The organism is Rufibacter ruber, from assembly GCF_001647275.1.
Taxonomy (GTDB): domain Bacteria; phylum Bacteroidota; class Bacteroidia; order Cytophagales; family Hymenobacteraceae; genus Nibribacter; species Nibribacter ruber_C.
On the sequence record NZ_LRMM01000002.1, the window covers coordinates 20452 to 44072 of the forward strand.

Annotated in this window: 18 protein-coding genes; 4 read left to right on the forward strand and 14 right to left on the reverse strand. The window is 38.2% G+C overall.

What is annotated here, in order from left to right; all coding sequences use genetic code 11:
- Window positions 1–230 precede the first annotated feature (230 nt).
- Window positions 231–1979: an McrB family protein gene (locus tag A8O25_RS01065; RefSeq protein WP_066829603.1), complete on the forward strand. Its 1749-nt coding sequence runs from the start codon at window positions 231–233 to the stop codon at window positions 1977–1979.
- Window positions 1972–3288: a 5-methylcytosine restriction system specificity protein McrC gene (locus A8O25_RS01070; protein ID WP_066829604.1), complete on the forward strand. Its 1317-nt coding sequence runs from the start codon at window positions 1972–1974 to the stop codon at window positions 3286–3288. Before A8O25_RS01065 ends, A8O25_RS01070 begins: the two co-directional genes overlap by 8 nt.
- 80 nt (window positions 3289–3368) lie before the next feature.
- Here A8O25_RS01070 and A8O25_RS01075 read toward each other — a convergent pair whose 3' ends face one another.
- The 4 genes from A8O25_RS01075 to A8O25_RS22825 form a co-directional block, all read right to left on the reverse strand.
- Complete coding sequence (locus tag A8O25_RS01075; protein ID WP_066829605.1) at window positions 3369–4091, reverse strand: uracil-DNA glycosylase family protein; 723 nt, start codon at window positions 4089–4091, stop codon at window positions 3369–3371.
- Window positions 4092–4159: 68 nt separating this feature from the next.
- Window positions 4160–4945 carry a hypothetical protein gene (locus tag A8O25_RS01080; RefSeq protein WP_066829606.1) on the reverse strand — a complete coding sequence of 262 codons (786 nt, stop codon included), beginning with the start codon at window positions 4943–4945 and terminating at the stop codon, window positions 4160–4162.
- A 37-nt stretch (window positions 4946–4982) separates the two neighbouring features.
- Window positions 4983–7241, reverse strand: a complete 2259-nt coding sequence (locus A8O25_RS01085) for a hypothetical protein (RefSeq protein WP_066829608.1) — start codon at window positions 7239–7241, stop codon at window positions 4983–4985.
- 63 nt (window positions 7242–7304) lie between these two features.
- Window positions 7305–7724 (reverse strand): hypothetical protein, encoded by a 420-nt coding sequence (locus A8O25_RS22825; protein WP_153042541.1) that lies wholly within the window; start codon window positions 7722–7724, stop codon window positions 7305–7307.
- Between the two features lie 238 nt (window positions 7725–7962).
- Here A8O25_RS22825 and A8O25_RS01090 point away from each other — a divergent pair, with 238 nt between their 5' ends.
- Window positions 7963–8526, forward strand: a complete 564-nt coding sequence (locus A8O25_RS01090; RefSeq protein ID WP_066829609.1) for a recombinase family protein — start codon at window positions 7963–7965, stop codon at window positions 8524–8526.
- Window positions 8527–8533: 7 nt separating this feature from the next.
- On the opposite strand, the gene A8O25_RS01095 is transcribed toward A8O25_RS01090, so the two are convergent.
- A complete protein-coding gene (locus tag A8O25_RS01095) occupies window positions 8534–9505 on the reverse strand; it encodes an ADP-ribosylglycohydrolase family protein (protein ID WP_066829610.1) in 972 nt (323 codons plus the stop codon).
- Between the two features lie 135 nt (window positions 9506–9640).
- On the opposite strand from A8O25_RS01095, the gene A8O25_RS01100 reads away from it, so the two are divergent.
- Window positions 9641–10078 (forward strand): hypothetical protein, encoded by a 438-nt coding sequence (locus A8O25_RS01100; RefSeq protein ID WP_066829612.1) that lies wholly within the window; start codon window positions 9641–9643, stop codon window positions 10076–10078.
- Between the two features lie 124 nt (window positions 10079–10202).
- On the opposite strand, the gene A8O25_RS01105 is transcribed toward A8O25_RS01100, so the two are convergent.
- The 9 genes from A8O25_RS01105 to A8O25_RS01145 form a co-directional block, all read right to left on the reverse strand.
- Complete coding sequence (locus A8O25_RS01105) at window positions 10203–11177, reverse strand: PD-(D/E)XK nuclease family protein (RefSeq protein ID WP_161947674.1); 975 nt, start codon at window positions 11175–11177, stop codon at window positions 10203–10205.
- Window positions 11149–12021 carry an agmatine deiminase family protein gene (locus A8O25_RS01110; RefSeq protein ID WP_066829614.1) on the reverse strand — a complete coding sequence of 291 codons (873 nt, stop codon included), beginning with the start codon at window positions 12019–12021 and terminating at the stop codon, window positions 11149–11151. Before A8O25_RS01110 ends, A8O25_RS01105 begins: the two co-directional genes overlap by 29 nt.
- Before the next feature lie 8 nt (window positions 12022–12029).
- Window positions 12030–12725, reverse strand: coding sequence for a hypothetical protein (locus A8O25_RS01115; protein WP_153042542.1), 696 nt, complete (start codon window positions 12723–12725; stop codon window positions 12030–12032).
- A 117-nt stretch (window positions 12726–12842) separates the two neighbouring features.
- Entirely contained in the window at window positions 12843–13532 is a 690-nt protein-coding gene (locus A8O25_RS01120) for a hypothetical protein (RefSeq protein ID WP_066829619.1), read from the reverse strand.
- A 12-nt stretch (window positions 13533–13544) separates the two neighbouring features.
- Complete coding sequence (locus A8O25_RS22580) at window positions 13545–15143, reverse strand: GIY-YIG nuclease family protein (RefSeq protein ID WP_082893377.1); 1599 nt, start codon at window positions 15141–15143, stop codon at window positions 13545–13547.
- A gap of 369 nt (window positions 15144–15512) precedes the next feature.
- Window positions 15513–16727: a hypothetical protein gene (locus A8O25_RS01130; RefSeq protein WP_153042543.1), complete on the reverse strand. Its 1215-nt coding sequence runs from the start codon at window positions 16725–16727 to the stop codon at window positions 15513–15515.
- A gap of 510 nt (window positions 16728–17237) precedes the next feature.
- Window positions 17238–17759 (reverse strand): hypothetical protein, encoded by a 522-nt coding sequence (locus tag A8O25_RS01135; RefSeq protein WP_066829623.1) that lies wholly within the window; start codon window positions 17757–17759, stop codon window positions 17238–17240.
- 23 nt (window positions 17760–17782) lie between these two features.
- Complete coding sequence (locus A8O25_RS01140; RefSeq protein ID WP_066829625.1) at window positions 17783–20548, reverse strand: leucine-rich repeat domain-containing protein; 2766 nt, start codon at window positions 20546–20548, stop codon at window positions 17783–17785.
- 98 nt (window positions 20549–20646) lie between these two features.
- Window positions 20647–23619, reverse strand: coding sequence for a type I restriction endonuclease subunit R (locus A8O25_RS01145; RefSeq protein ID WP_066829627.1), 2973 nt, complete (start codon window positions 23617–23619; stop codon window positions 20647–20649).
- Window positions 23620–23621: the final 2 nt, after the last annotated feature.

Below are 23621 nucleotides of genomic sequence, written 5' to 3' on the forward strand. Positions count from 1 at the left end.
GCATCACAGGTCAGAAATGATTTCATACAAAAGAAGATTGTCTTATAATTGTTTTTAAAGCTTTTCATTTGCCAAAACCATGATTTCATTCCAAGTTACCTTCCACTATTATATTCATCACGAAAGGCTACAATAATAACATCAGGGCGATTTTTTGAATAGATTATATATATAAATAAATATATTTAGAATTTATTCATTTATATTCAGACAACTTATAAATTAATATTATGAAACCAGATTGGGCTAATCAACAAGTCTACGAATGTTTTGATGACTTCATTGAAAAAAGCATTATCAATGATGATAGTTTCATCACCAACAACCCAGGCATATTTACAATAGACAATCTAAACGCTTGTGTGGTATGCTTTGTTGACAACCCAGACCTCAGCAACAGGAATTTTGACGCAAAATCAAAAGACCAGTTTTCCTCCCAGAGCGAAGAAGTAAAAGAGGTTTTTGCCCATTTCATATGGCTGTGGTCTCTATCAGCAACCGATATGACAGATTGGGGAAAGAAAAATGCTGTCACGAAATTCCTAGGCGAAGAAAGTAAGGATAATTTAACTGATGTTTTTCTAAAAGGTGGTATAGGGTCTGCTGGTCAGTACCATAAACTGAACAAGCCGTTCGAAATCTCATATCTACTCTTACTATTTAGGGAAATAAAGAAAAAACTGCTTTTGGAGCTAACGACTGATGTATCAGAAGTCAAGAAAATATTAGAAACACTCTGTTTGGAGTTATATAATAACAATGAGGCAACCACGGTAACTGGTGATGACAAATTGAAAGAAATCAGCAGCAAGGAACTTGCGCTCCATCATATCATGCTGCATTTCTCCAACCCCAACCGTTATGAGGCGATTGCGGCTAAAAAACACAAGGTAGCGATCGTAAACACTTTCTACAGTCTATTAGACAAGGAAGACACGACTGGTCTTTGGGATAATATTGATGAGAGTATCCTGGCTATTCGGCAAAAGCTTGTTGAGATGCTGAACTATGAGTTAAGCTTCTATGACGTACAACAAATGTGGAATTTTGAGGACAGAAAAGAGGATATCTCTATTGATATGCTTTTCGAGTATAAAAAAGCCATGGTCTTCTACGGTCCCCCAGGAACTTCCAAAACGCATTCCGCTAATCGGCTTGCGGAAGTACTTATCTCCAAGCAGTATTTCAGGAATAAGAAGAACCTAAAGGAGTTCATCCAGAATCCCAAATATATTTTTGATAGCCACATCCACCATCTTCAACTACATAGCAATTATAATTACGAGGATTTCATTGCCGGGCTTCATATCGAGGAAAAGAGCAGTGTAGTAAAACCTGGATACCTTTTAAGGCTAATAGAAAAAGTAAAAGGAGACCACCTTCCCCACGTGCTAATATTAGATGAAATAAACCGGGTGGATATATCCCGACTGTTCGGGGAGTTGTTCTCAGCACTAGAATATCGGAATAAACGAATTCAACTCTCCGTGGGTGATTTAGAAATCTCCCTACCTGACAACCTCTATTTCATAGGAACGATGAATGAAATTGACTTCTCACTCGAAAGGATAGATTTTGCCCTGAGAAGAAGATTCTTATGGCAGTTCATGGGCTTTGATAAAAACATACTAAAGCAGATGATCCAAGGGAAAAATGAAGATGCAGGCTGGATTGTATCAGAGACCGATATAGACACATTCATAAACCGATGTGAACGGTTGAACTATGAAGTCTCTTCGTTACCTGAATTGGGTCAGAATTACCAAATTGGACATACTTTCTTTGCTGAGATCATTGATATATTTAAAACCTTCAAGAAAATACACTCAGGCAAGAGAAATCATTTCCTGCAACAACCGGTGAAAATCCTTTGGGAGGTAAGTATAAAGCCCATTTTGCAGGCTTTCTTAGGCAACATGGATAATGAATCCAAAAGTGAGAAAATCAAGTCACTTCAAAGAGGCTTTGTGAATGGATGAAAACATAGTTCATATTGAAGCCCGTGACTGCCTTCCTTTCAACAATGATGCTGCAACAGCGGAAGTATTGCAGCAATTTATAGAATCGCAGACCGGCAATATCTTTTGGTTTTCCTCTGGTTACATACCACAAGACGAGGCTAAATTAGCTGAGTACGACTACCAATATAAAACATGGATAGCGGGTCGGTTTGTAGGCGAAGCAATTTTTAATCATAAAGGAAGAGACTACAAGATAACAGTAAAACCACGGTTCGGTGAGAAAATGCTGTTGAGGATGCTCGAACAGATATTCAATATCCGTATCACATCATCAACAAGTCAGCATAGGAAAAGCGAGGACTGGCAGCACTTTATCAGAAGGATCATAGCATTTATCTGGATACAGAGATTAGCCAATGCAAATCTGCATGGAGTCCCTAAAGTGCAGGTAAAGAAAGTAAATAAGGGGCATACCATCAGGGGGCGTTTGGATGTAAGGAAATCCATCAAACCGCTTTACCTGACCAATGAAGTTGTTTCTGTTTACCGAGAGAAACATATCGATGAGACTATCTCACAGATATTGTTTCAAGCACTAAGGATATTGAAAAGCGATTTCGAATTCGCCAGTATGAGTATACCTGATTCTTCCCAAGATGCAATAGATCAAATAAACGGCACACTCCTAAGCCCGAGACATGTTAGTGAGAATGAATACAAATCTATCCGTTACAAAGAGATATACCTCAGTTGGAAACCGATTGTAGACCTGTCTTGGGACATCATCCAACGCAGACAAATCAGCCTAAAGCAGGATAAGGCTAAGAATGGTTTGGGCTTTTTCATTGACATGGCAGAGGTGTGGGAACAGTATATCAGGTCTTTATTGAAAAACAACCTGATGCGGTATGGTTGGCACCTTAGAACTGAGAAACAGGTAGCTTATAAAGGTTATTTTTTTCAAAGAGAGTTGATTCCAGATTTAGTTTTCCAGAAAGAAAACGGAATAGCCGTTTGGGATGCCAAGTATAAAAAAATGCGAGGTAGGAGTTTTGACGTTGATCGGGCTGATTTCTTCCAAATTCACTCCTATATCCAAAATTTTCTACATCATAAAGAAGTGAAGGCAGGAGGTCTTATATACCCTATTATATCAAATCAGACTGAATTTATAAAGTACAGGAGCCCATACCTTATACATGAGGAAGGACACAAGGTTAATTTTTCAATTGAAGGTATAGAATTGGAAGAGAATGAAGAGATAGATAAAATCAAAATAAGAGAAAAGCAGTTTATGACTAGAATACTTGCTAGTATAGGAGAGTAACATCATGGATTTTATCAATTGAAAAAAAGGCAAATGGAGGAAGACTTTGCTTTTACATTTAAGTAGTCTTACTTCATATATTAATCCATCAACCAGTTGAAAGCATTAGCAAAGTAATTTTCCGCATAAGCACTATTTTCAACTCCACCGTACCCGAAATCTAAGATTTTCCTTTCCGGTGAACCAGGGGACGGTATAGCTAATGCTTCGACAACTCTGTCACCTATTCGGAATACCCTTGCAATAGGGTTTACAATAAGATTTTCGTTACCTCCAACATTATCTAAAACTACGTTTTGTAAAATCGCAGATTGGATGGGATCAACTTGACCTAAACCTCTATAAGCGGGGCAAATGATTTTATTTTCTAAATCAGACAGAACGCCTTTTGAAGTACAAAGCACTTTGCTTATACCGTTGTTAAAGAGTCTACCCAACCCTTCACTGTTCCAAGACTTCGAAACCAAATCAGAATCAAGAGAGCTATATACTTTGCGTTCGCAGAAAACAATATTATCCGAAATTGAGATTCTATGTTCTCTCAAACTAGCAAGAATGTCGGTGGGATTTGGCGGTAGGGTTAGCTGGTTATCAACATAGCTAGAATAGAGTTGCCAAAAACTGCTTTGGGCGCTACCATAAAAAAACCTGACGGAACCAACAGCATCCCGTTTGGCAATTTTTTTATCATTGTCTGGATTTGTGCATTCATACACCGGGAAACTTCCCAGGATAAGCTTATCCGAATCCGCTATTTCGCCTTCTAAAAGATACGGGTGGAATTCTGTTTCTCCAATTGGCATATTAAATTGATAACATTGATGAACGTAATATGGTCATTCTAAACCCAAACCACCGTTTAATCAAAACCCTATAAGTCATGGGTATGTTTGATTTCCCAATCCATCATTTCTTCTTCAACTTTCTCTATGGCATGATCTAACAATTCCTCATCATCGGATATTCCATACCTTCCTTTTATATCAAATAGTGCCGAACCATACTTTTCTCCATATATATCAGCATATTCTTCGCTTTTGCCTTCACTAATTGCCTTTGCATAAGCGAAAGCGTATTCCTCCCGGTAGATTTTATGGTACTCATCAAGAGCAGTTAACTGAGCATACTTGTCAGCGTAGGGTTCTGTTTTACCCATTGACAGTTGTTCATGGTAAACTTTAATATAATTTCTGGTTTTCTCTTCCGGCTTCGCCCATCCGTCACCGTATTTGAAGTACAAAGTATAATACTCTAAAAAATGACCCTCGAAACCAAGTGATCGTCCCCGTACAATAATCTCTTGATTAGCAACATCTTCATTCTTTTCACAAAGGTCTTCATAGGTTCTAAAAACTCTACTTTCTCCACTTTCTGCACTATCAGCAAAAATATGTGCCCAATCTTCCCCATGACCTTTTTGAATTTCGATAATAAAGTCATCAACATACCAACTGTGAACTCTGAGAGCGGATTCTTGCACAGAACCATCTTCTTCAAAATCCTCATCAGTGAAGTTTTTTGAATCGCCATCTAATTCGGAAAAACAGACATCGTAATGTTCAAGAAACTGGTGAAAATATCTTTCATCTACTCCTTTTCCTTTATAGAATTCAAAGAGTTCAACCTGGGTATGAGGAATCCTGTTTTTATCGATCATATCTTTGCAGATTTTTCTTATAGTGATTGGACTTTTATTAAAACGGTTCTATATCATTTATATCGGAAGGAATCCCTTGCTCATAAATTGAAGATTCTATATCAATTTGAATGATATTCCTCTTATTTTTCCAGCTAAGAACAGCCAAAAACGCTAAAGAAACCTCCACCTGAACCTCTTCATCTTCCTGTTCATCATCATGTTCTTCTTGATATCCATTAACACTACTAATCTCATTTATTGCATAATACAATTTAATATCTTTATCGATTAAAATAAGTTTATCCTCTACAATATTTTCCTCTGTTAACTCCTTATGTTCTAAGAATGGCAATTCATCTTTTTTTAATATAAAGACTACATTACTTAAATCATTATATGATGATGGTATTCGAATAACCATTAGCTTGGTCTTTCTCAACTCATCACAAACCTCTTGGAAAACATTGACAGCAACAATAGCATATTCATCATCTACTTTAAGTCTATCTATCCCCTTCAATAAGTTCTGACGGCTCAACAAATATCTCCTAACAGAGGACCATTGAAATGAGAGCGGTATCAAGTATTTAATATTACTTCTTACTATCTCATTTGCAAAATAAGATTCAAAACCGAAAACAGGAATATCTCCATCAGTAAATGTTGACCTTGACAACATCACCCTTCCTCCTGTTATATCAATCTTTTGCAAATCATTTACATCCTCATAATTAGAAATCCTAAATACTTCGCTATAATCTGAAAAAGCTTTCTTTATAATCTGTCTGGACTTATCAATAAACAATTGACGTTTTTCTGCTGATAATTTGACATTCCTTTTTAACAGGTGTATCTTTTCTGATATTTCAGTTTCTAAAGTAGATAAAAATTTAAAAATTTCATCTTCTTTTTTCTTCATAATAATTTCAAACCCCACCACCCTCATTAACTCCTCATTATTAATTACTTTATCAAAACATAATCTAAAGTAACTTAATCCACTTTTCCAATTTTCAAGCTCATTAACAGTACTAGGCAGTTGAGGGAAAGCAGTAAAATCTTGATAAGTATAATATTTATTCAGTGAAAATTGCCTTACAAAGAGTAGAGAAATATAAGAACAAGCCCAATAATTCACCTCATTTCTATTTCCCAAATTATCTAAACCAGGAAAATAATATTGAATATCCAATGGCACTCTCCGGTAATTAATATCATTATTAAATTCATCAAACAACTGAAATATATCAGTCATAGAATTAGGCAGTAATACGTACTTTGGAGGCTGAGATTGAGAATATTTAAAAATATAATTTAATGCATCATACTGTTTACCATATAACAGCATGCCACCTAACACATAATGAAACTCTAAAAAATTCTTCCTCTCAGTATCCCTCTCATCAATTCGCTTTTGATTTAAAATTTTAATTGTATATTCTTCGTAAACAGGATCAATCCTTTTTAAATTAAATTCAAAATATTGGAAAGCTTTAGCCCAATAAGCTTTTATATTAACTGGTTTATTATAATTCAGATTTAATATCCTCCATAACCAATCATAGGTTTCTTTGGAAATACTTATTTCCTCGAAATCCTCACCTAATAACAAGGAGCCACTTACAGCTATATGCTCTAGTGCAACTAGCATAGCATTTTCCTTCTTGATAGACTCTACATTAAGCATATAAATAAATTCATAAAGATCATAAGGATAAACTATTGGCATCGATTTGTCATGTTGTCTGCGACACCTAGCGAATTCTTCGTGGTAAAATTGCAAAACTGATTCCTGAATATGAACATCAGGTTTATTCAATGCATATACCGAAATCTCATTTAATGTTTTTAAATAATATTTACTTGAATCTGCTTTCTTATTCAGTATTTTATATTTTTTAATAATGTGATTAAATAACACAGTTGATTTTCCATTATAAAGAGCAACCTTATCTAACCATATAAAGAAAAAAGAAATCAACAAAAAGGAAAAAATAAAAACCAATAAATCCGCTGAGTTACTAACAAACCAATTATCCTCCCAAAGTATTGGTTTTTGTTCGAATATTAAACTAGCAAATGAAAGCATTGTTGCTATCAACATAATTTTGAAAACAGAGATCTCAAAATCATAACCGAAAATCCTGAATGATTTAACTCTGTGCGGGAATTCATCTCTAAATAGCTCAACGAGATAATTAGATGAATATTTATCCCCGATATTAGAAATCTTATCAACAATTATAGGATATGCTATCCCTAAAATAGCCACATCGATAGCAACACAGATTTCAACTATATTATTTAATGTCATACAATACCTTCAATTGTCAAAACTATAGTAGGGGTAAATTATTTCAACACTAAATAGTATCTTTTAGGATTTTATTTCATTCTTATTAATTAGAATCCCAGTTTCCTCCATGGTTAATATTTTCGAAGACTCTTCACCATACATATGTATACCAGAAGTACCACCAGAGACTACTACCAAAGTATCTAGAATAGAAGAAGCTATTGTTCCGGTAACACCGGAGGCTGCAACAGTTAATGAACCAGGTTTCGGTGTTATAGTGAAATAAAGCGGTGATAATGGGTATCTGGTATTTATATACTCTGCTACAGAATAATTTTCAGAATTTAAAAAGGAAGTGAGTTGAGCAGCTAATTCATGTGATAAGACACTGCGATAAGGAGTATAGATATTAGATAATTGATTAGGGTCATGCTTTGCACTCATGAGAGTACCATTACTGTCTGCCGAAAGTATAAGTTGTTTGAATGCTTGAAAGTCCATTTTTTAAGTTTTTAATGAGTTGCTAAATTTATGTTAATAAATCTTATTACCCCTAAATAAGTTTACAACCGATTTTCTTTAATAAAGAAAACGAATGTATTCTTAACTCACGCACCACCATTTCCAGATAGCCCCACATTCGCAGCAAAAGCATAGCAAAAAGTAAAATAACTCTGTTAAATATTCAAAGTAAACTATTATATTTGCACAACGAGATATTTAACTACATTTCTTACCTATGCTAATTGGTTACGCCAGAGTTTCTACGCTTCTTCAAAATGCTGAACTTCAAAATGACGCATTGACTAAAGCAGGCTGCGAAAAGATTTTCACAGATAAAATTTCGGGTACTGTATGCGAAAGACCTGCTTTATCAAAGTTGAAGGAAATTTTACGGAAAGGTGACACCCTAGTGGTTTGGCGATTAGACAGGTTGGGCAGGTCATTGAAAGACCTTATAGATTGGATGAATTATTTGGAGAATGAAGGTATCGCCCTGAAAAGCCTGCAAGAATCGATTGACACTAGCACAGCCACTGGTAGATTGGTATTCCATATATTTGCCTCCATGGCTGAATTCGAGAGGAACCTTATAAGGGAACGCACGATGGCAGGTCTTGAATCCGCTAGAGCCAGAGGAAGAACCGGTGGTCGACCTAAGAAGATGAGCGAAGATAAACGGAAACTCATGGTAAGGCTTTACCACGAGAAACAGCATTCTGTAGACGAAATCTGTCAAATGATGTCTATTTCCAAGCCAACTCTTTATAATTATGTAAAAGGCGCTTTAGCAGAAAAGTAAATATTAATCAGTTTTTTGTTGAGGCTCTCAGTGATTCTGCTAATCGGTTTGCCAATGTCATTATCTCTTCCCTCCTAGCTAGGTTTTCCAGCCATTCATTAGGGATACCTTTAAGACCATAGATCAGTGAAGTTAAGCCACTAGTAACAGCTGATGTTGTATCTGTATCAAGTCCAAACCTCACTGCTTTCAAAGCCGCCTCTTTGAACGATTGCGTAGTAAGAAGGCAATAGACCGAAGCCTCTAAAGTATCAATCACATAACCCGAAGAGTTGATCAACTCTTCGGGAAGTTCAGCAATATTCCCACTGAAAAGAATATCAAAGTGCTTCAACTCTTTGTCTTCAACATTAATTGTTTGCAGGTACTCCCTAACTATAAGGTTGGTTTGTCTATAGGCTTCAAACTTACAAATTCCTGAAAGCAAATATCGAGCGAGTTCTAGATAGTAAAAACAGCTTATTACCGACCGAATGTGGGCATGGGTAATACCGCTAACTTGTTTTGTCAGTTCGAAGCGCTGACCTATCTCCATATCTTTTGTGTAGAAGATCAATGGTAGTATACGCATCAGGCTCCCGTTACCATTGCTGTATACATCTGAATCACCGCTACACAATGGAGATACGCCATCTCTGAGGCGGTCAATGGCTTTTCTGGTAGATATACCAATGTCAAAAACCGTTTTCCCATCAGCAGCCCAGAGCCCTTCGAAATACCACCGGACAAACTTATCCGCAATATCTTCCAAGTTAAAACCATTGCACAGGGAATCTGCCAGACAAAGGGTAAGGCAGGTGTCATCGGTGTATGTTCCCTTAGGTTGGTTATGGGTACCACCATTCCAGTCAATAATTTCCGGGAACATTTCTCTGATTTCGCTCCGGCTAAGAAATTCATAACTCCTGCCTAAAACATCACCACAGCTAAGACCCTGTAATGCCGCCCCTATTTTCCCAGGTAAATAATTTGAGTCCATATGTGAAGATATTATCTAAATCAGTTAATTTGATCCTTAACCCTAAAATTTAGGTGTGCCAACCCTGCTCAATCAGGTAGTCTCCAATTGTTTATTCAAAGTTTCTTATTTTGAAACAACATAATCATTGTTAAAATGGCTTACTATATTAACACTAATGAGGAAAATGAAGTTATTAGAGAATTTAAATTCAATGCATCATATCCCAATTGGTCGATAGGAGATAAAGAAAAATATCAAAAAGCTTTTGATGCTAAATATGGGGTAGGGGCATCTGTATTGCTTTTAAGAAAAAACCTTCCATATATCAAAGAAATTTTTGGAAGTACAATGCCTAAAAATGAAATGGCTTATCTTGAAGAAAAAGCTTATCCTAAATTCATATTAAGTAGGTGGGAATCATTAGATCATGACATTTTGCCATTTATAGACAAAGATGATATTATTCATAATGATGAATACTATATCATTTTGAATAATGGCACCAGGTATGATATTGTTTATGACTTGGCTGATGATTATATTATTGATCCCCACAAACAGGAAAGGGAAAAATGGAATAGCGAGATATAATTAGTTTAAGTACGTTGATTTGTATCCAAACAAATCCTATTAAACATGAACCTTTTCTTTTTATATTTCCTTTCGATAGATTATGTTGGCGATATCTAATCTTGTATGGTTTAAAAGTCATTCATCAACCATCTAAAACAGTTGATTGATATTTTATCCAATTCTTATAAAAAGCTTTAATTCTATTTAGTAGTTCTTGATAACCAATATCAGTGTCTTTTATGTTTTCTTGACCAGATTTCTCACTACCTGACCATTTTTCAAGCTGCCAGCCAAAAGTGTTAATTCTGATTTTCAAGGCGTGCCTCCCCCGCTTCACTTCAAGATAGCCACCTTTGGACTTTATGTATTCACTATATATTCCGTTGTCCTTCAACTTTTTACAAAGAGTTGCAAGAGTATGAAACCTGGTAGAACGAATCCCTCTATTCTCCACAGTCTGAACCAAATCATTGAAGTACTGGTAATAATCCCCCGCCTCTTCGTCATCGTGATAGTGCTCTGACAACAGTTCTTTTACATTGGAGAAAAAACGGCTTAGGATCACCAGTTTGAATTCTGTTGTCTTCTTGGCTTCACCGGTAGGCTCTTTCCTGAAAGGTGAAAGCACAAGAAATATATGTTTTTTGTTAGGGTATGCTGATTTTGTAAACTGAATGTACTCTTCCAGTGGATTGTTCAGTTCATGGTTGATTTTGAATTCTATACAGATAACAAAGTCATTACCAATGATCAACAAATCAATCCTTTTGCCTTCACCAGTTGGCTCTTCCACCTTAACCTTTATAGAGTCTGGCATTAAATCAATTTCTGATGTTCGGTCAATTTCATTGCCACCAATTCTTTGCGATCCGGGTTCAGTTATAATATCAACGGAAGGTTTAATTCCTAACCATCGGGTTTTTAACAAAGCCCTGAGGAAAAGGATACCTAGTTTGTGTTTTTCCTTGGGTCTAAAGAAGAAACCAAGAACTCTTGCGAAAGGCACCTCTCTTTCGTTTACTTTCAGAATTTCCATAAACGTCTTCCGAGGCTCTTTGTAAATAACTTTATCTATAACATCCATTATTTCATGAATAATTAAGTGGTGCTTTGCCAAATCTTGCTTCTGATTTAATATTCCAAGAGATACAGTTCAATACGCCTCCCTCGTTAGCGATTTCATTGCTGTTGACAAGGGCAAAGTTGTAATTAGGGAAAAGGCTCTCCATCTGCTTTGCAACCACATCATCTTCCCTTATCCCAAATGTGGGTAGGATAATGGTACCTTCCATCTCTAAATAGTTGATGTAGATCCCGTTTGCCTGTATTTTTTCTCTGTTGCCGTAAGGGTTGTATGGTATTTCCACCCAGTCTAGCTCTGCATTGTGCAGCGCCATCCTGAATGTAGACTGGAATTCGGATTTCTCTTTTGAGTAGTCGTTTATCAGTACCGTTTTATCATCCAGAAAGCGCACCATTCCGTCTGCGTGCCCAATCTTATCGGCTTTATCGGTTGGAACAAAAATGAGATGGTCAACCTCCAAGTATTCTCTCAACTCCCGAATCAGCGTTTTTTCAGGTACGGTTGGGTTTTCCCTGAAAACTTTGTCACACATTATTACCCTATCCTTGCCTCGTACAATATTGCCACCGTCTACCAATAAAGGTGACTTCTCTGGTACAATTTCCAATGTTTCGCAGATAGCATCAACGTCTGAGATTGTCTTCCTGAGTTTTATGGTCTGGAGGTAATCTGGATAATAAACGAACTGCACAAAACGGTCAGAGGCAACCTGTATAGGCATATAGTCTACTGCCCAGACATCCTTGGTTCCTGGCAGAAATGCATAGTTTACTTCATTCTGCCTCAGTACATTTTCCAGACTTTGGCAGAATGTTGGGTAGAACTGCGGCAGGGTATCTGCAAGGTAAAGCAGATTTGTTTCACTGTCAGTCACCATCCTTTCAATCAGAAATTATTTGGGTTAACCCCTTTGCTCACTAGCCACCCATGGTCAAGATGGCAGAAATTTGGCTTGTTAATAGGTACAGCATTGGGCAAGCCGTTCCACACCCAACAGTGAGCCAGTGACCAGGCACGATGCGGATAGGCTGGCAGGTTTGACCCAAAGCCGTTCGCAGTGGGTGTGAAAATGGAGCAGGCGGCTGTAGGAGCAATCCTGGCGATGATGGAATTTTTTAAGGTCAGCAACCAACCGGTAGGCTTGAACGTGAAATAGACGTGCTTTACGGATTTTGTGGAGTTAATGAAGTCCACTATGGAATCTACATTGTCATCAAGCCAGCCATTTCCGCCCATTATATTCAAATGAGTGTCTTTATAGTCTTCCCATATATATTCATTGTTTACCAAGATGGAGCGTCCCTTCTGCTCCACCGGAATATTCGGTCTTGTACCCTTTACCACGTCAGCGAAAGTGATACCACCTTTCTGGCAGATTTGGAAGATTTGTTCCAGGTTTGGGACATTGTTTAACGCTGTTCTCCTTCTTATTTGGGTATTCCCGTTGTGAAGGAAAAGGTTCGCCATGATAGTCCACATGTACATTCCCCTACCGTAGAAGAAGTCCGCATTATTCCAGTCCCATCCATGGTTGAACGTTCCTATGACAATAACCTCCGGCTCATAGGGGATAGTATCCAAAATTGCGCTATGGGTTTCGAACCCATTTCCCCAATTGTAATTATAGAATCTATGTAAAATTGGCATCTAATTTAAGTTGCAGGGTTATGGTTTCAGAATTAAATAATGTAGCTGCTATTAATTAGCATTTGTTGTAATTAGTCGCCAGAACTCAGCAGTCTTCACTATTTGGTTAACATATACTGCTCTTTTTTGCCTCCTATTCGCTGGGTGGTAAACATCCATGAATAGCTTTCCATCTTTCATCCAAACTCCACATGTATCGAAGCCCTCCCTTGGACTAACTAAGTGCTCATCTCTAATCTCAAACATTTCCCTGTAAAGATGGAATGTTCCGCAAAAGATGTGTATGTCAGGTTGTAAGGTAGCAATCTGTTGTTGGATGATGCCTTTACAAGATTCAAAGCTTTGGGCAAGGTTCTTCCAAACAGTGTGGGTGCCAGTGACGGATGGAAATTTGTTGGCATTTATTATAGCAACTTTGTTTATAACGTCACACATTTCAGGTTTATCCCTGATGTACGGCATCTCTTCCCAGGTCAGGAACCCATTCAATATACCATAACTGGCGTAGATGATTGGGTGCCATGTTGGGGTGGCTGCGGTACGGAAGAATTCCCAGTAGGCATCTTCCTGTCCGTAGTATTTCTTTATATGCCAACCTTCTTCCTCATCAGTATAAGCCTCTTTTAAGAACCAAGCTATTTTAGGACTGCTTTTAAAATATTGCTCCCCATCCACGACACCGTCAATGATGGTACCGGAAGGGAATAACTTCTCGTATGCTTCGATTTCTGCCAATGACATAATTTTCTGGTTTTAGTTAAGCCCATAGGCTCTGGTTCCAAGTTTCCTCATGTATAAATATTCAATAGCAACCACTTCCTTTTTGGAGAGGTTGGCGGGAAGTGTCTGCAAAATGGAGAAGCGGAAGTTTCTCCCGTAGCCAGGGTTAGAGCAAAGTTCAATTAGCTTTTTGTTGTTCCCATGGGAGTTATAGGCGTAGTTGCACCAACGCTGCCAGATTCCTTCATTACCGCAGGCAGAACCCACGTATTGATTGCCAGTCTGGGAGTCCAGTATAAGATAGATTCCGTTCACGGCAGAGAGATGGCTTTTCCAGTCCTGGTTCGCCTCTGGGTTCTGGGTCAGCTTTTGAAGTTCATCAAAGTCCAAAACGAAGTTCAGAAGACCTGGGAAAGAGCCTAAGTATCCATTGGGCAGAATCTGTACAACCTCTTTCGGCTGTTTATGGTACCACTGGTGCCATGCAATTGAGTTGTCACCCCAGTCAACCACGACACGGTCAACGAGGTAATCAAAGCCGCCTACCTGCTCCAAGTCATAATAGAATGATGTTTCCCGTTTTTCTACCCCTTTCACCTTGAATATGCCGAACAGCAATGATTTCGTGCCTTTCTGCCCCACAAAGGAAATAATGAAGTCGCAGTCTTTGAACACTTCCTTGCTCTGCTCTCTCTGGTATTCCAACAGACTGGCTTTGTCCTTGATCAAATCACGGTACTCACGCCTGTTGTCTTTATGCCGAACCATTTTCACCTTCGCATTCTTGAACAAGTCACTCTTCAAGTCAAGTAAATCTTGCAAAGTGAGTGTCGTTGCTGTTATGGATGGGGAAGGTTCTTCATAAGCCGGTTCAACAAATTGAACCGGTAATTCAACCTTCTTGCCACGGTAGATGATTTCTATCAGGTCAACGATAAAAGTCAGAAGCCTGCCCCTAAGGAATTCTGGGTCATTTATAAAAGTGACAGGCTCAGGGAGAGAGTGCAGATGTTTATTGCAGAGTCCGGCTTGATTGAGACTCATTCCCATTTCAGGGAGCCAACTGATGTCTACCTTATGGTACCTTTCAAACAGGGTAATTAGCAACCTATAGAGTAGGGTATAGGAGTTGTAATCTGACATCCCTTCTTCAAGATCACGCTTTTCCAGTTTCTTGGTAATCCCAAGGTTCTCAAAATCTATCTTGAAGTGCCTTGACTGTCGCTTGTATGACATCTCAGCACGCTCCTTTGCCAAGGGGTTGCCGTATTTGAAACTTGAATAAGTGATGGCTAAGTTACCCAGGGTAAGACCCAATGTTGGTTCTATATCATTTGTTAGATAAGCCCCGAACTCGTCCAGTGAGGAAAATAAGACTATGTCAGAATAGTAATTGGCACCTTTGGCATGTGCGAGAGCCGCCCCGCTGATGTTCTGCGTTCCGAATTCTGTTTCTTCCTTGAATTTCCCAGTTCCACGGAATTTCAAGGTTACCGCATCAGTGCCAAATACTGCCAATTGCAGGTTGGATTTCGGGCACTCCCAGAAATCATCTTTATTGAGCAATAACTCTACTTCTTCATCTTGGAGCAGGCACTCTGGACAGTAGCCATCATTAAGGATAAGTTCCATGGTTTGATATGGATTAGGAAGGCAATATTGGGATTTCTAAATATAACAAACCTATTCAACTATCTACGTAGTAACTTTTACTCATTCATTTTAGGATACACCTTCTTCAACATCCAGCTCTTGACCAACTGCGAGAACTCATCACTTACTATGATCTATGAGAAGATTTCTTGGTTGAGTTCCATGAGTTGAATTATTTAATTCAGGATTCGTTCAAACTAACTTATGCCATTTTCTCTATCAATTTCTAACTTTATCAGTCAGAGACTTTATTTCATTTTTGGTTTCTGATAATTTATAAACTCATTACTTAGGAAACTTTCATTCACTCAGATTAATCCTGAAACTGTTTCCATATTTTCGATCTAACTAATGGATTGTTGGCACGGGTAACTGCCATTCTTCAAAAGCCTTTACTAATTCATTCCTGACTTTTTCAAGTAATGGCTCGGGGGCAAGAATAGAGTCGTGGCGGGGAATTATTTGCGTCACGCCCATATCAAGTAAATTTTTGACACAGGTGTTAATTATAATTTCACTCTCTATTCTTTGCAGAATCCACATCAGGTTGGTATACGAACCTTTACCTTCAAAATTTTTTATTGATGGGTTATGCTGGCAATATCTTGATTTGATAATATTAAACCCTGCCCAGACGTCAGGCAGGAATGATTTAAATAAGTCACTGACGAAGTCATTAGAGGCTTGGGTTCCGAAAATAACATAGAGAAATGCCTTCTTGGCTGCATCCCTATCAGATGCCTTGGTAAAATTGAACAGCTTTTTCTTCTTATTCGCCTTACCTGCCTCGTATTCATCAAGTTTAACTTTCCATATAGCCCCCAAGCTTAATTCAAGATGTTTTGTCCATCGTTCATAGATTGTTCCTTGTTGGCACATCTCCTTATAATTAAACCAGTCTGTAGTACTGAAATTAATATCCGCAACTAAGTCAGATGCCTCAGGAAGCAGCTGATAAATTACACCTTCATCAATTATGGAGGATAGAAAAGGCTGGCAGTTCTTTATGTCTACCTCCCTACATTCATAGGCTTCAAATCCTTTAAATCTTAGGAGTGGGTGGCATAATTTTCTTAACGTAAGCCAAGGGTAATGCAGCCTTCCATACTTATCTTGGTGATACCATTCAATGTCACGGCTGTTGACCTGAGACAGGTACTTTAGATATGAGTAGTTGTTCTTCTCGATATTTAACCCATAGTCGGAGATTAACTTTCTCGCCTCCTGTGTATGCAAAGCCAAGTAAACATCGTCAAATGAATTTATCAGACTTTCCAGTACACTATTACCAACATTTTGAACAAATCTCTTTCGCTTCTCCCTCCGGTAATGCTTTTCAGCATTGATTGCCTTCTTATCATAGACAACAACCTTCTTATACAACTTGTTGCCGATATCGAACAGATCAAGCTTCAAGTAGCCAAGTGGTATTCTAAAGCCTCTTGTATGACTGTATTGAGGGTTTTCCGGGTTATGGTAATGGGGCGTAAAATCTAACCAACCATTTGTTACCAAAAAGTTGATTGTCGCAGAAGCTTTCTTCTCCCCAAGAATCTTCTCCACAAGATGAGAATGAATGGGGATATAATCCTCATAGGAGAATATAGTATTGTGCTTCTTCCTATAGGAGTTGAATATTACTTTGTATAAAATCAGTACCCTTTCCTGTAGACCCGACCCATGCAATAGGTTATTGAAAGTCTGGGCTGATAAATGGTACGGTAGATAGCCATACGTAAAAGGCTTTTGTTTCTTATTCATTTATGATATCCTTTATGATTTGCCTCTTATAGAATCTCGAAATGAGTAAGTTTTAATTTTTTTAATATTTATTTTTAAGTCACAAAACATCGGGAAATTAAACCACCCCTCTCCCCCCCTTCTACTCTACTTCTTCAGGTTTCCGATGTTTTATGTTAATCTTATAATATTAAAATCGTGCCGGGGCGGTCACAGACCCCGGCACCTTGACAAAGATTAAATGAGTTTAATTTTATGAATTAAATTTCTCATCTATAACTCCACCTTTTCTTTTACACCATCTTAAAATATAATGGTCTGTAGTCTTATTCATTAAGCACTTATAACAGAAGATTGATAATTTATCCAATCCTTATAAAATAATTTGATTCTGTTCCCTAATTCTTGGTAGCCGATATCGGTGTCTTCAATGTTTTCTTGACCACTTTTCTTATTATAAGACCATATTTCAAGCTGCCAGCCAAACGTATTGATTCTAATTTTAAGAGCATCCTTCCCCCGCTTCATTTCAAGAAAGCCACAGTTAGACTTCATAAACTCACTGATGATTCCGCTACTATTCAACTTCTTACAAAGAGTGGTTAGAGTATGGTGTCTAGTAGAGCGAATCCCCCTGTTCTCCACAGTCTGAACCAAATCATTGTAGTACCGGTAATATTCTCCTGCCAATTCGTCCCCGTGAAAGTACTCTGGCAGCAATTCCTTTGTTTTGGCAAATAGAGGGCTAAGAATCACCAGTTTGAACTCTGTTGTCTTCGTGGCTTCACCGGTAGGCTCTTCCACCTTAACCTTTATAGAATCTGGGGCTAAATCAAGTTCTGATGTTCGGTCCATACCGCCAACTACAGTAACAAATTCTACTTATTGCTAAACTTTAGAAATATCTCTAAATCTTCAAGTGGTATATCAAGCACGCTTTTAATCTTTCCACTTTTTATATTGTTCATTATTTTTAAATAAATTTGATACTCTTTTTTATGTCTTTCAGGATCGTTCAATGCCGAATCAAATTGTGCATTATCAATTAGAAGTCTCCCATCTTCATCAAGATAAGTTGCAACTGATGGTGCATCATCATCATCATCACTATGCATAAGTTCCAAGTCAGGTAAGTTTTGAAGCAACTCCTCTATTTCATCTTCCGCATTATCTTCATCAAGATCAATATAATCTGCCCATAGTTTTCTAAGTTTATGCAAGCTATGAAGAGGTCTTAGGTCAAAAACAGAAGTATTTTCTATATTCAAAAATTCTAAATTTTTTAATTCCTTTAAAGAATCTATATCTGCTACGTTAGTTTCTGACATTATCAATTCTTTTAAGGAAGACAAATTTGATAAAGAATCTATATCCTCAACCGGTGTTTGCATCATGTGCAGAGTTTCAAGTTTAGTCAAATTACTAAGAGGGGTGATGTCAGATATTTGTGTTCCTGAGATTATTAAAACTTTTAGGTTGACACATGATTCTATAGGCGATAAATCTTGAATCGGATTCCATCCAACCCGTAAATCTTCTAATGAAGGAAGCAGCCTTACAATGGATAAGTCTTTCAGCCCTCGCATATTTAACTCTAATGATTTTGTACTGAGAATTTTATTCAGTACATCTTCCTTGGGAGTTCCTCTAAAGCCAATTTCAGCCCTGAAATGGTTCTTCCAGTATTCACTCATTTCTTCCCACTTTTGAAGCAACGGATTCTTTTTAAGAAAGTCAAATAGCGCCATATTAAAGTTTGTAAAATTGTTAGTAAAAGATGTATAATTAATCCCATCCTTCTCAACTTGAATGAGATTTAAATTTGATCCAAAAAAGGTGCTTTCTATAAAGTCTAAGCAGGAGTTAGAAAAAATGTCATTCTTATCATAATCAATTACAGCATTAAAATCAATGCTAGCTTTTTCAATATCATGATTTAATAAGTGAGCAACACCTCTATTATTTAAATATTCTATATTACTAGGAGAAATATTTATTGCTAAACCAAAGTACTTACTAGCTTCCTCAAATTTACCTAGGTCCTTGAACAGACATCCTACCTCATTATAAGTTTGGTCATCCTCTGGATTAGAGTCCAAGTATTCTATAAAGTCCTCTACTGCATTATTTAAATCACCGGTATACTTATAAGCTTTTGCTCTATTTTTAAGATAAGTATCTTTTCTATTAAGTTTAATCGCCTTCGAGAATTGCTCAATGGATTCTTTGTATTTTTTACTAGCATAGAAGCAAACGCCTGCCTGGTTTAAAGTTTGTTCATCCTTTGGGTTAGATTTTAAGCATTCAACAATGTCTTCAATTGCCTTGTCAAAATCACCAGTTTTTTTATAAGCACTCGCTCTATTTTTAAGATAATTATCCTTTTTACACAGTTCAAGGGCTTTAGAGAATTGCTCAATAGAATCTTTATAATTTTTATTCGCATAAAAACAAACACCTGCCTGATTGTAATAAACGTCTTTACTTTCTGAATGAGTTATTAAGTATTTCAAATCATCTATAGCATCATTAAATTTCAAAAGTTTTTTATTAGTTAGTGCTCTTTGATAATAAGAGGAATAATGATTAGGATTTAAATTTATAGAAATATTAAAACATTCAATTGCATCTAAATATTTTTCCCTCTTAAAAAGACTAATACCCTCTCTATATTTCTCTAAGGAATCACTTTCTATGATATTATTAGCTTTCTCTAACTTAGAGTTCGATATCAAGTTTTGCCTAAAGTTATTGTTATACAAATCTTTTGCTTCTTCCTCAGTCCATTGTTTTACCCTCTTTAATCTACCAATTCCATTAAAATCATCAAAGCTACTATGTATAATGAACTTATCTGAAATAACATCTGATATGTATTTACAGCACTCCTTAGGAAATCTAATTATTTGCTCTTCGGCAAACCTTATCACAACCCACCTATGATAATTAAAATAATTATTCCGATAATCGTCAATAGATTCATCTCCAATTCTATAATGGATTGGCTTTCCACTTTGCATTACATATGGCTCATCAATTTCGATGTCAACATAAAGATTTATCAAGCTATCATGATAGATAAAATCTGGCTGATAGGGTATTTCTAAAGTTGCTTCCGGTATAACTCTATTAATTGTTATCCTATCACCAAAGTAATTCACCAAAGTTTCATAAAAAGCAGGCTCCGCATGCCCCTTATGAGATAAATGTATATGTGCCGGTTTAGATGAACGTTTTAGATAATTAACTAATGTGGTCTTTCTAAATTCATTTATAATATTATTGTCATTCTTTAAATTACTTATTTCCTTTTCCCAATCTTTATAACTAGCATGATATTTTTCAAGATTTATTTTATAATTTTTTTGTGCTATTAAATAATTTTTCTCTACGCTAGAGACATGATTAAAATGTAATATAATAAATATAATTACTGAAAGTATTATAAGTGGAAGCAAAAAATCCTCACCACCAACAAAAGTGCCTATACCGGTTAGTATTAATAAGGGAAATATTAAACCAATAGAACTACTAGTATCCTTTCTAGGTTCATATGGCTTAGAGGGCTCTTTGGGAATTGGAGGGGTAGCATATCTTAACTCTTCTAGTTCTTTGGAAATAAAGACTTTGGGATAATAATTCATGATATTAAGGTTAATCCGTCTTAATGATAAATTGATTTGATAATTTTATCTTTTTCAATGTTGGATTATATATTACTTAATTTACCACGTAGGGCTTTTTACTCATTCATCTTTGCATACACCTTTTTCAACATCCAATTCTTCACCAGCTGTGAAAACTCAACGTTATCCATGATTTTGGAGAAGATATCCTGGTTGAGTTCCATGCGTTGAATTACTTTGGTCAGGAACCGGTCTTCAAACCCGAATTTGAAGTTCTCCATGGAGTTGCTCCTGGCTTGCAAAGAGAGGTCTTCATCCAACATCAACTCTGCCTCTATCTGATCAAAAAACAGCTTATCTGCCTCTGTGAACTCAGTCCCGAACCGGTTATTCAACACTTTGATGATCTCTGAGAGCTGCGCCTGTTCTTCCTTGTTCAGCCGCATGCCTGCCTGGGTGGTGCCTTCCAGACCGTACTCACCCTGGTCTTCTAGTACTATATTGCCTTCGCTTATTTTCTGGATGCGGTAATATTCCAATGCTACTTCATCGTCCAATCTTATTCCTCCGCCACTGGTGCTCCTAGGGAGTTTATTGTAGAGAAGCCTTCCGTACGCAAAAAGTTTCTCCATCTCTAGGTCATGAAATGGCATGATCTGCGACAGGAAAGAATACAATCTTATAAAGGAAATGAGCGTGTGTTTAAAATCCTCTTTCTCTTCGTCAGTTGGAATACACTTGAACCGGTCAACGGCAGGATCTACGGCTGCATCCAGTTTCTTCTGCATCTTGGCATCAACCCGTTCCGTAGATTTGAAGTATACCTCGCAGAAAGCATCCACTTCTGACTTCCAGATAATCTGCGCTGACTCAATCTTGTATTTCAAATCAGACAATAAGTTGGGGTCAGTGGGCGTGTCAACCGTGGTCAGTTCATAATACGGCTGAAAAGAGTTCAGGATATCTTCCTGCTCGTTCGCAAAGTCCAATACAAACGTATCATCCTTTCCCTTGGCGGTTCTGTTCAGCCTGGACAGGGTCTGCACCGCCTTCACCCCAGATAACTTCTTATCCACGTACATGGTGTGCAGGAGCGGCTGATCAAAACCGGTCTGGTATTTATCAGCGACCAACAGCACCTGGTAAGCATCCGTCTCAAATTTTTCCGGCAGTTCTTTCTCCCCGAAGCCATTCAGCGCCACCTCTGTCAATTCACTGCCATTGTCCAATACTTTACCGGAGAACGCCACTAGTGCCCTAATATCTGAATAACCTTTCTCCTTGATATATCGCTTGAATTCCATGTAGTAACGCACCGCATGCAGCCGAGAGCCAGTCACCACCATTGCCTTTGCTTTCCCTCCGATCTTCTTGGAGACCACCTGACGGAAATGCTCAATCATGATCTCCGTTTTTTGAGCCAAGTTATGCGGGTGTAGCGAAACGTATTTTCCTATGGCTTTATTCGCCTTCTTCTTGTTGAGCGCAGGGTCATCCTCTATGGCTTTGGTCAACTGGAAAAAGGTCTTATAGGTAGTGTAGTTCTTCAATACGTCATGAATGAACCCCTCCTGTATCGCCTGCCGCATGGAGTAAAGGTGGAACGGGCGTGGTTTTCCATCGGCACCTGGCTGACCGAAAACGTTCAAGGTTTTCTCCTTTGGCGTGGCGGTAAAAGCGAAGAAACTTAGGTTGGGCTGCATGCCACGTGCAAGCATCGACTTGCGGATATAATCTTCGGCATCTTCTTCACCAGAATCCGTTTCGCTTTTCTCTGCCTCTTCCAATGACTTGGCAGCCAGTATCTCCTTTATCTTCTTGGAAGACTCACCATGTGCGGAAGAGTGCGCCTCATCCTGGATAATTGCATAGCTTCTGGCGGGCAGTTCCTTAACCTTGTCCAGGATAAAAGGAAACTTCTGCAACGTGGTGATAATGATATTGGAACCGGCAACCAGTGCATTGGCAAGCTGCGTAGAGTCTTTGTCTATCTTCTGTACCACACCCTGTTTGTGATCGAACTGGAAGATGGTGTTCTGCAACTGCTGATCCAATACCTTACGGTCTGTGATAACGATCACACTGTCAAAAACTCGTTCATCACTGACATTGTGCAGACTGGACAACCTGTAGGCAAGCCAAGCTATACTATTGCTCTTGCCTGAACCGGCAGAATGCTGAATCAGGTAATTTTTACCGGCACCATTCTCTCGGGCATGTATTGATATCTTCCGTACCACATCGAGTTGGTGGTAGCGAGGGAAGATGATGGTCTCGTTCTTATATTTCTTCCCATCGCTCTCGTACTCACTTACCTGTAAATGTACGAACTTACTCAGGATGTCCATCCACGAATCTTTCGCCCAAACCTGCTCCCATAGATAGGAAGTTTTATAGCCGTCTTGATTAGGTGGATTACCGGCACCGTTCTTATACCCCAGGTTAAAGGGCAGGAAACGGGTGTTCTTGGCATCCAGCTTGGTAGTCATATAGACTTCATCCTTGTCTACCGCAAAGTGCACCAGTGCCCTCTTTTTGCCCTGGAACAGCAATTCCTTGGGGTCACGGTCAACCATATACTGACGCTTGGCATCCTCTACATTCTGATTGGTGAATTGGTTTTTGAGTTCACAGGTAGCCACCGGCAAACCGTTAAGACTCAACACCAAATCCAAAGAATTTTCGTTCGATTTGCTGTACTTCACCTGGCGGGTCACCGTGAGTTGGTTTAGATCGTACAGCGTCTCAGCCTCAGGGTTAAGGTTACTCTCAGGCTTGAAGTAAGCCATGCGGAACTTCACGTTGTAGTCACTTATACCGTTGCGCAGCACATCCAGTGTTCCTCTAAGTTCGAGTTCCTTGCATAGCCGGTGGAGTAGTTTCTTCTCCATCTCTGCCCCGTGAATCTGGCTCAGGGTATTCCATGCCTTCGGCTGTGTGGATTGCAGGAAGGAGAACACTACTTTCTCGTCAAAAGCCAGGTCTTTGTTGAAGCTGAGCCTGTCTCCTTTGGTGTAGCCACCTTGGTCAATCAGGTAGTCTTCAATAGCCTCTTCGAAGGTCTGCTCGGTATGGATGCCTATTGCCATGG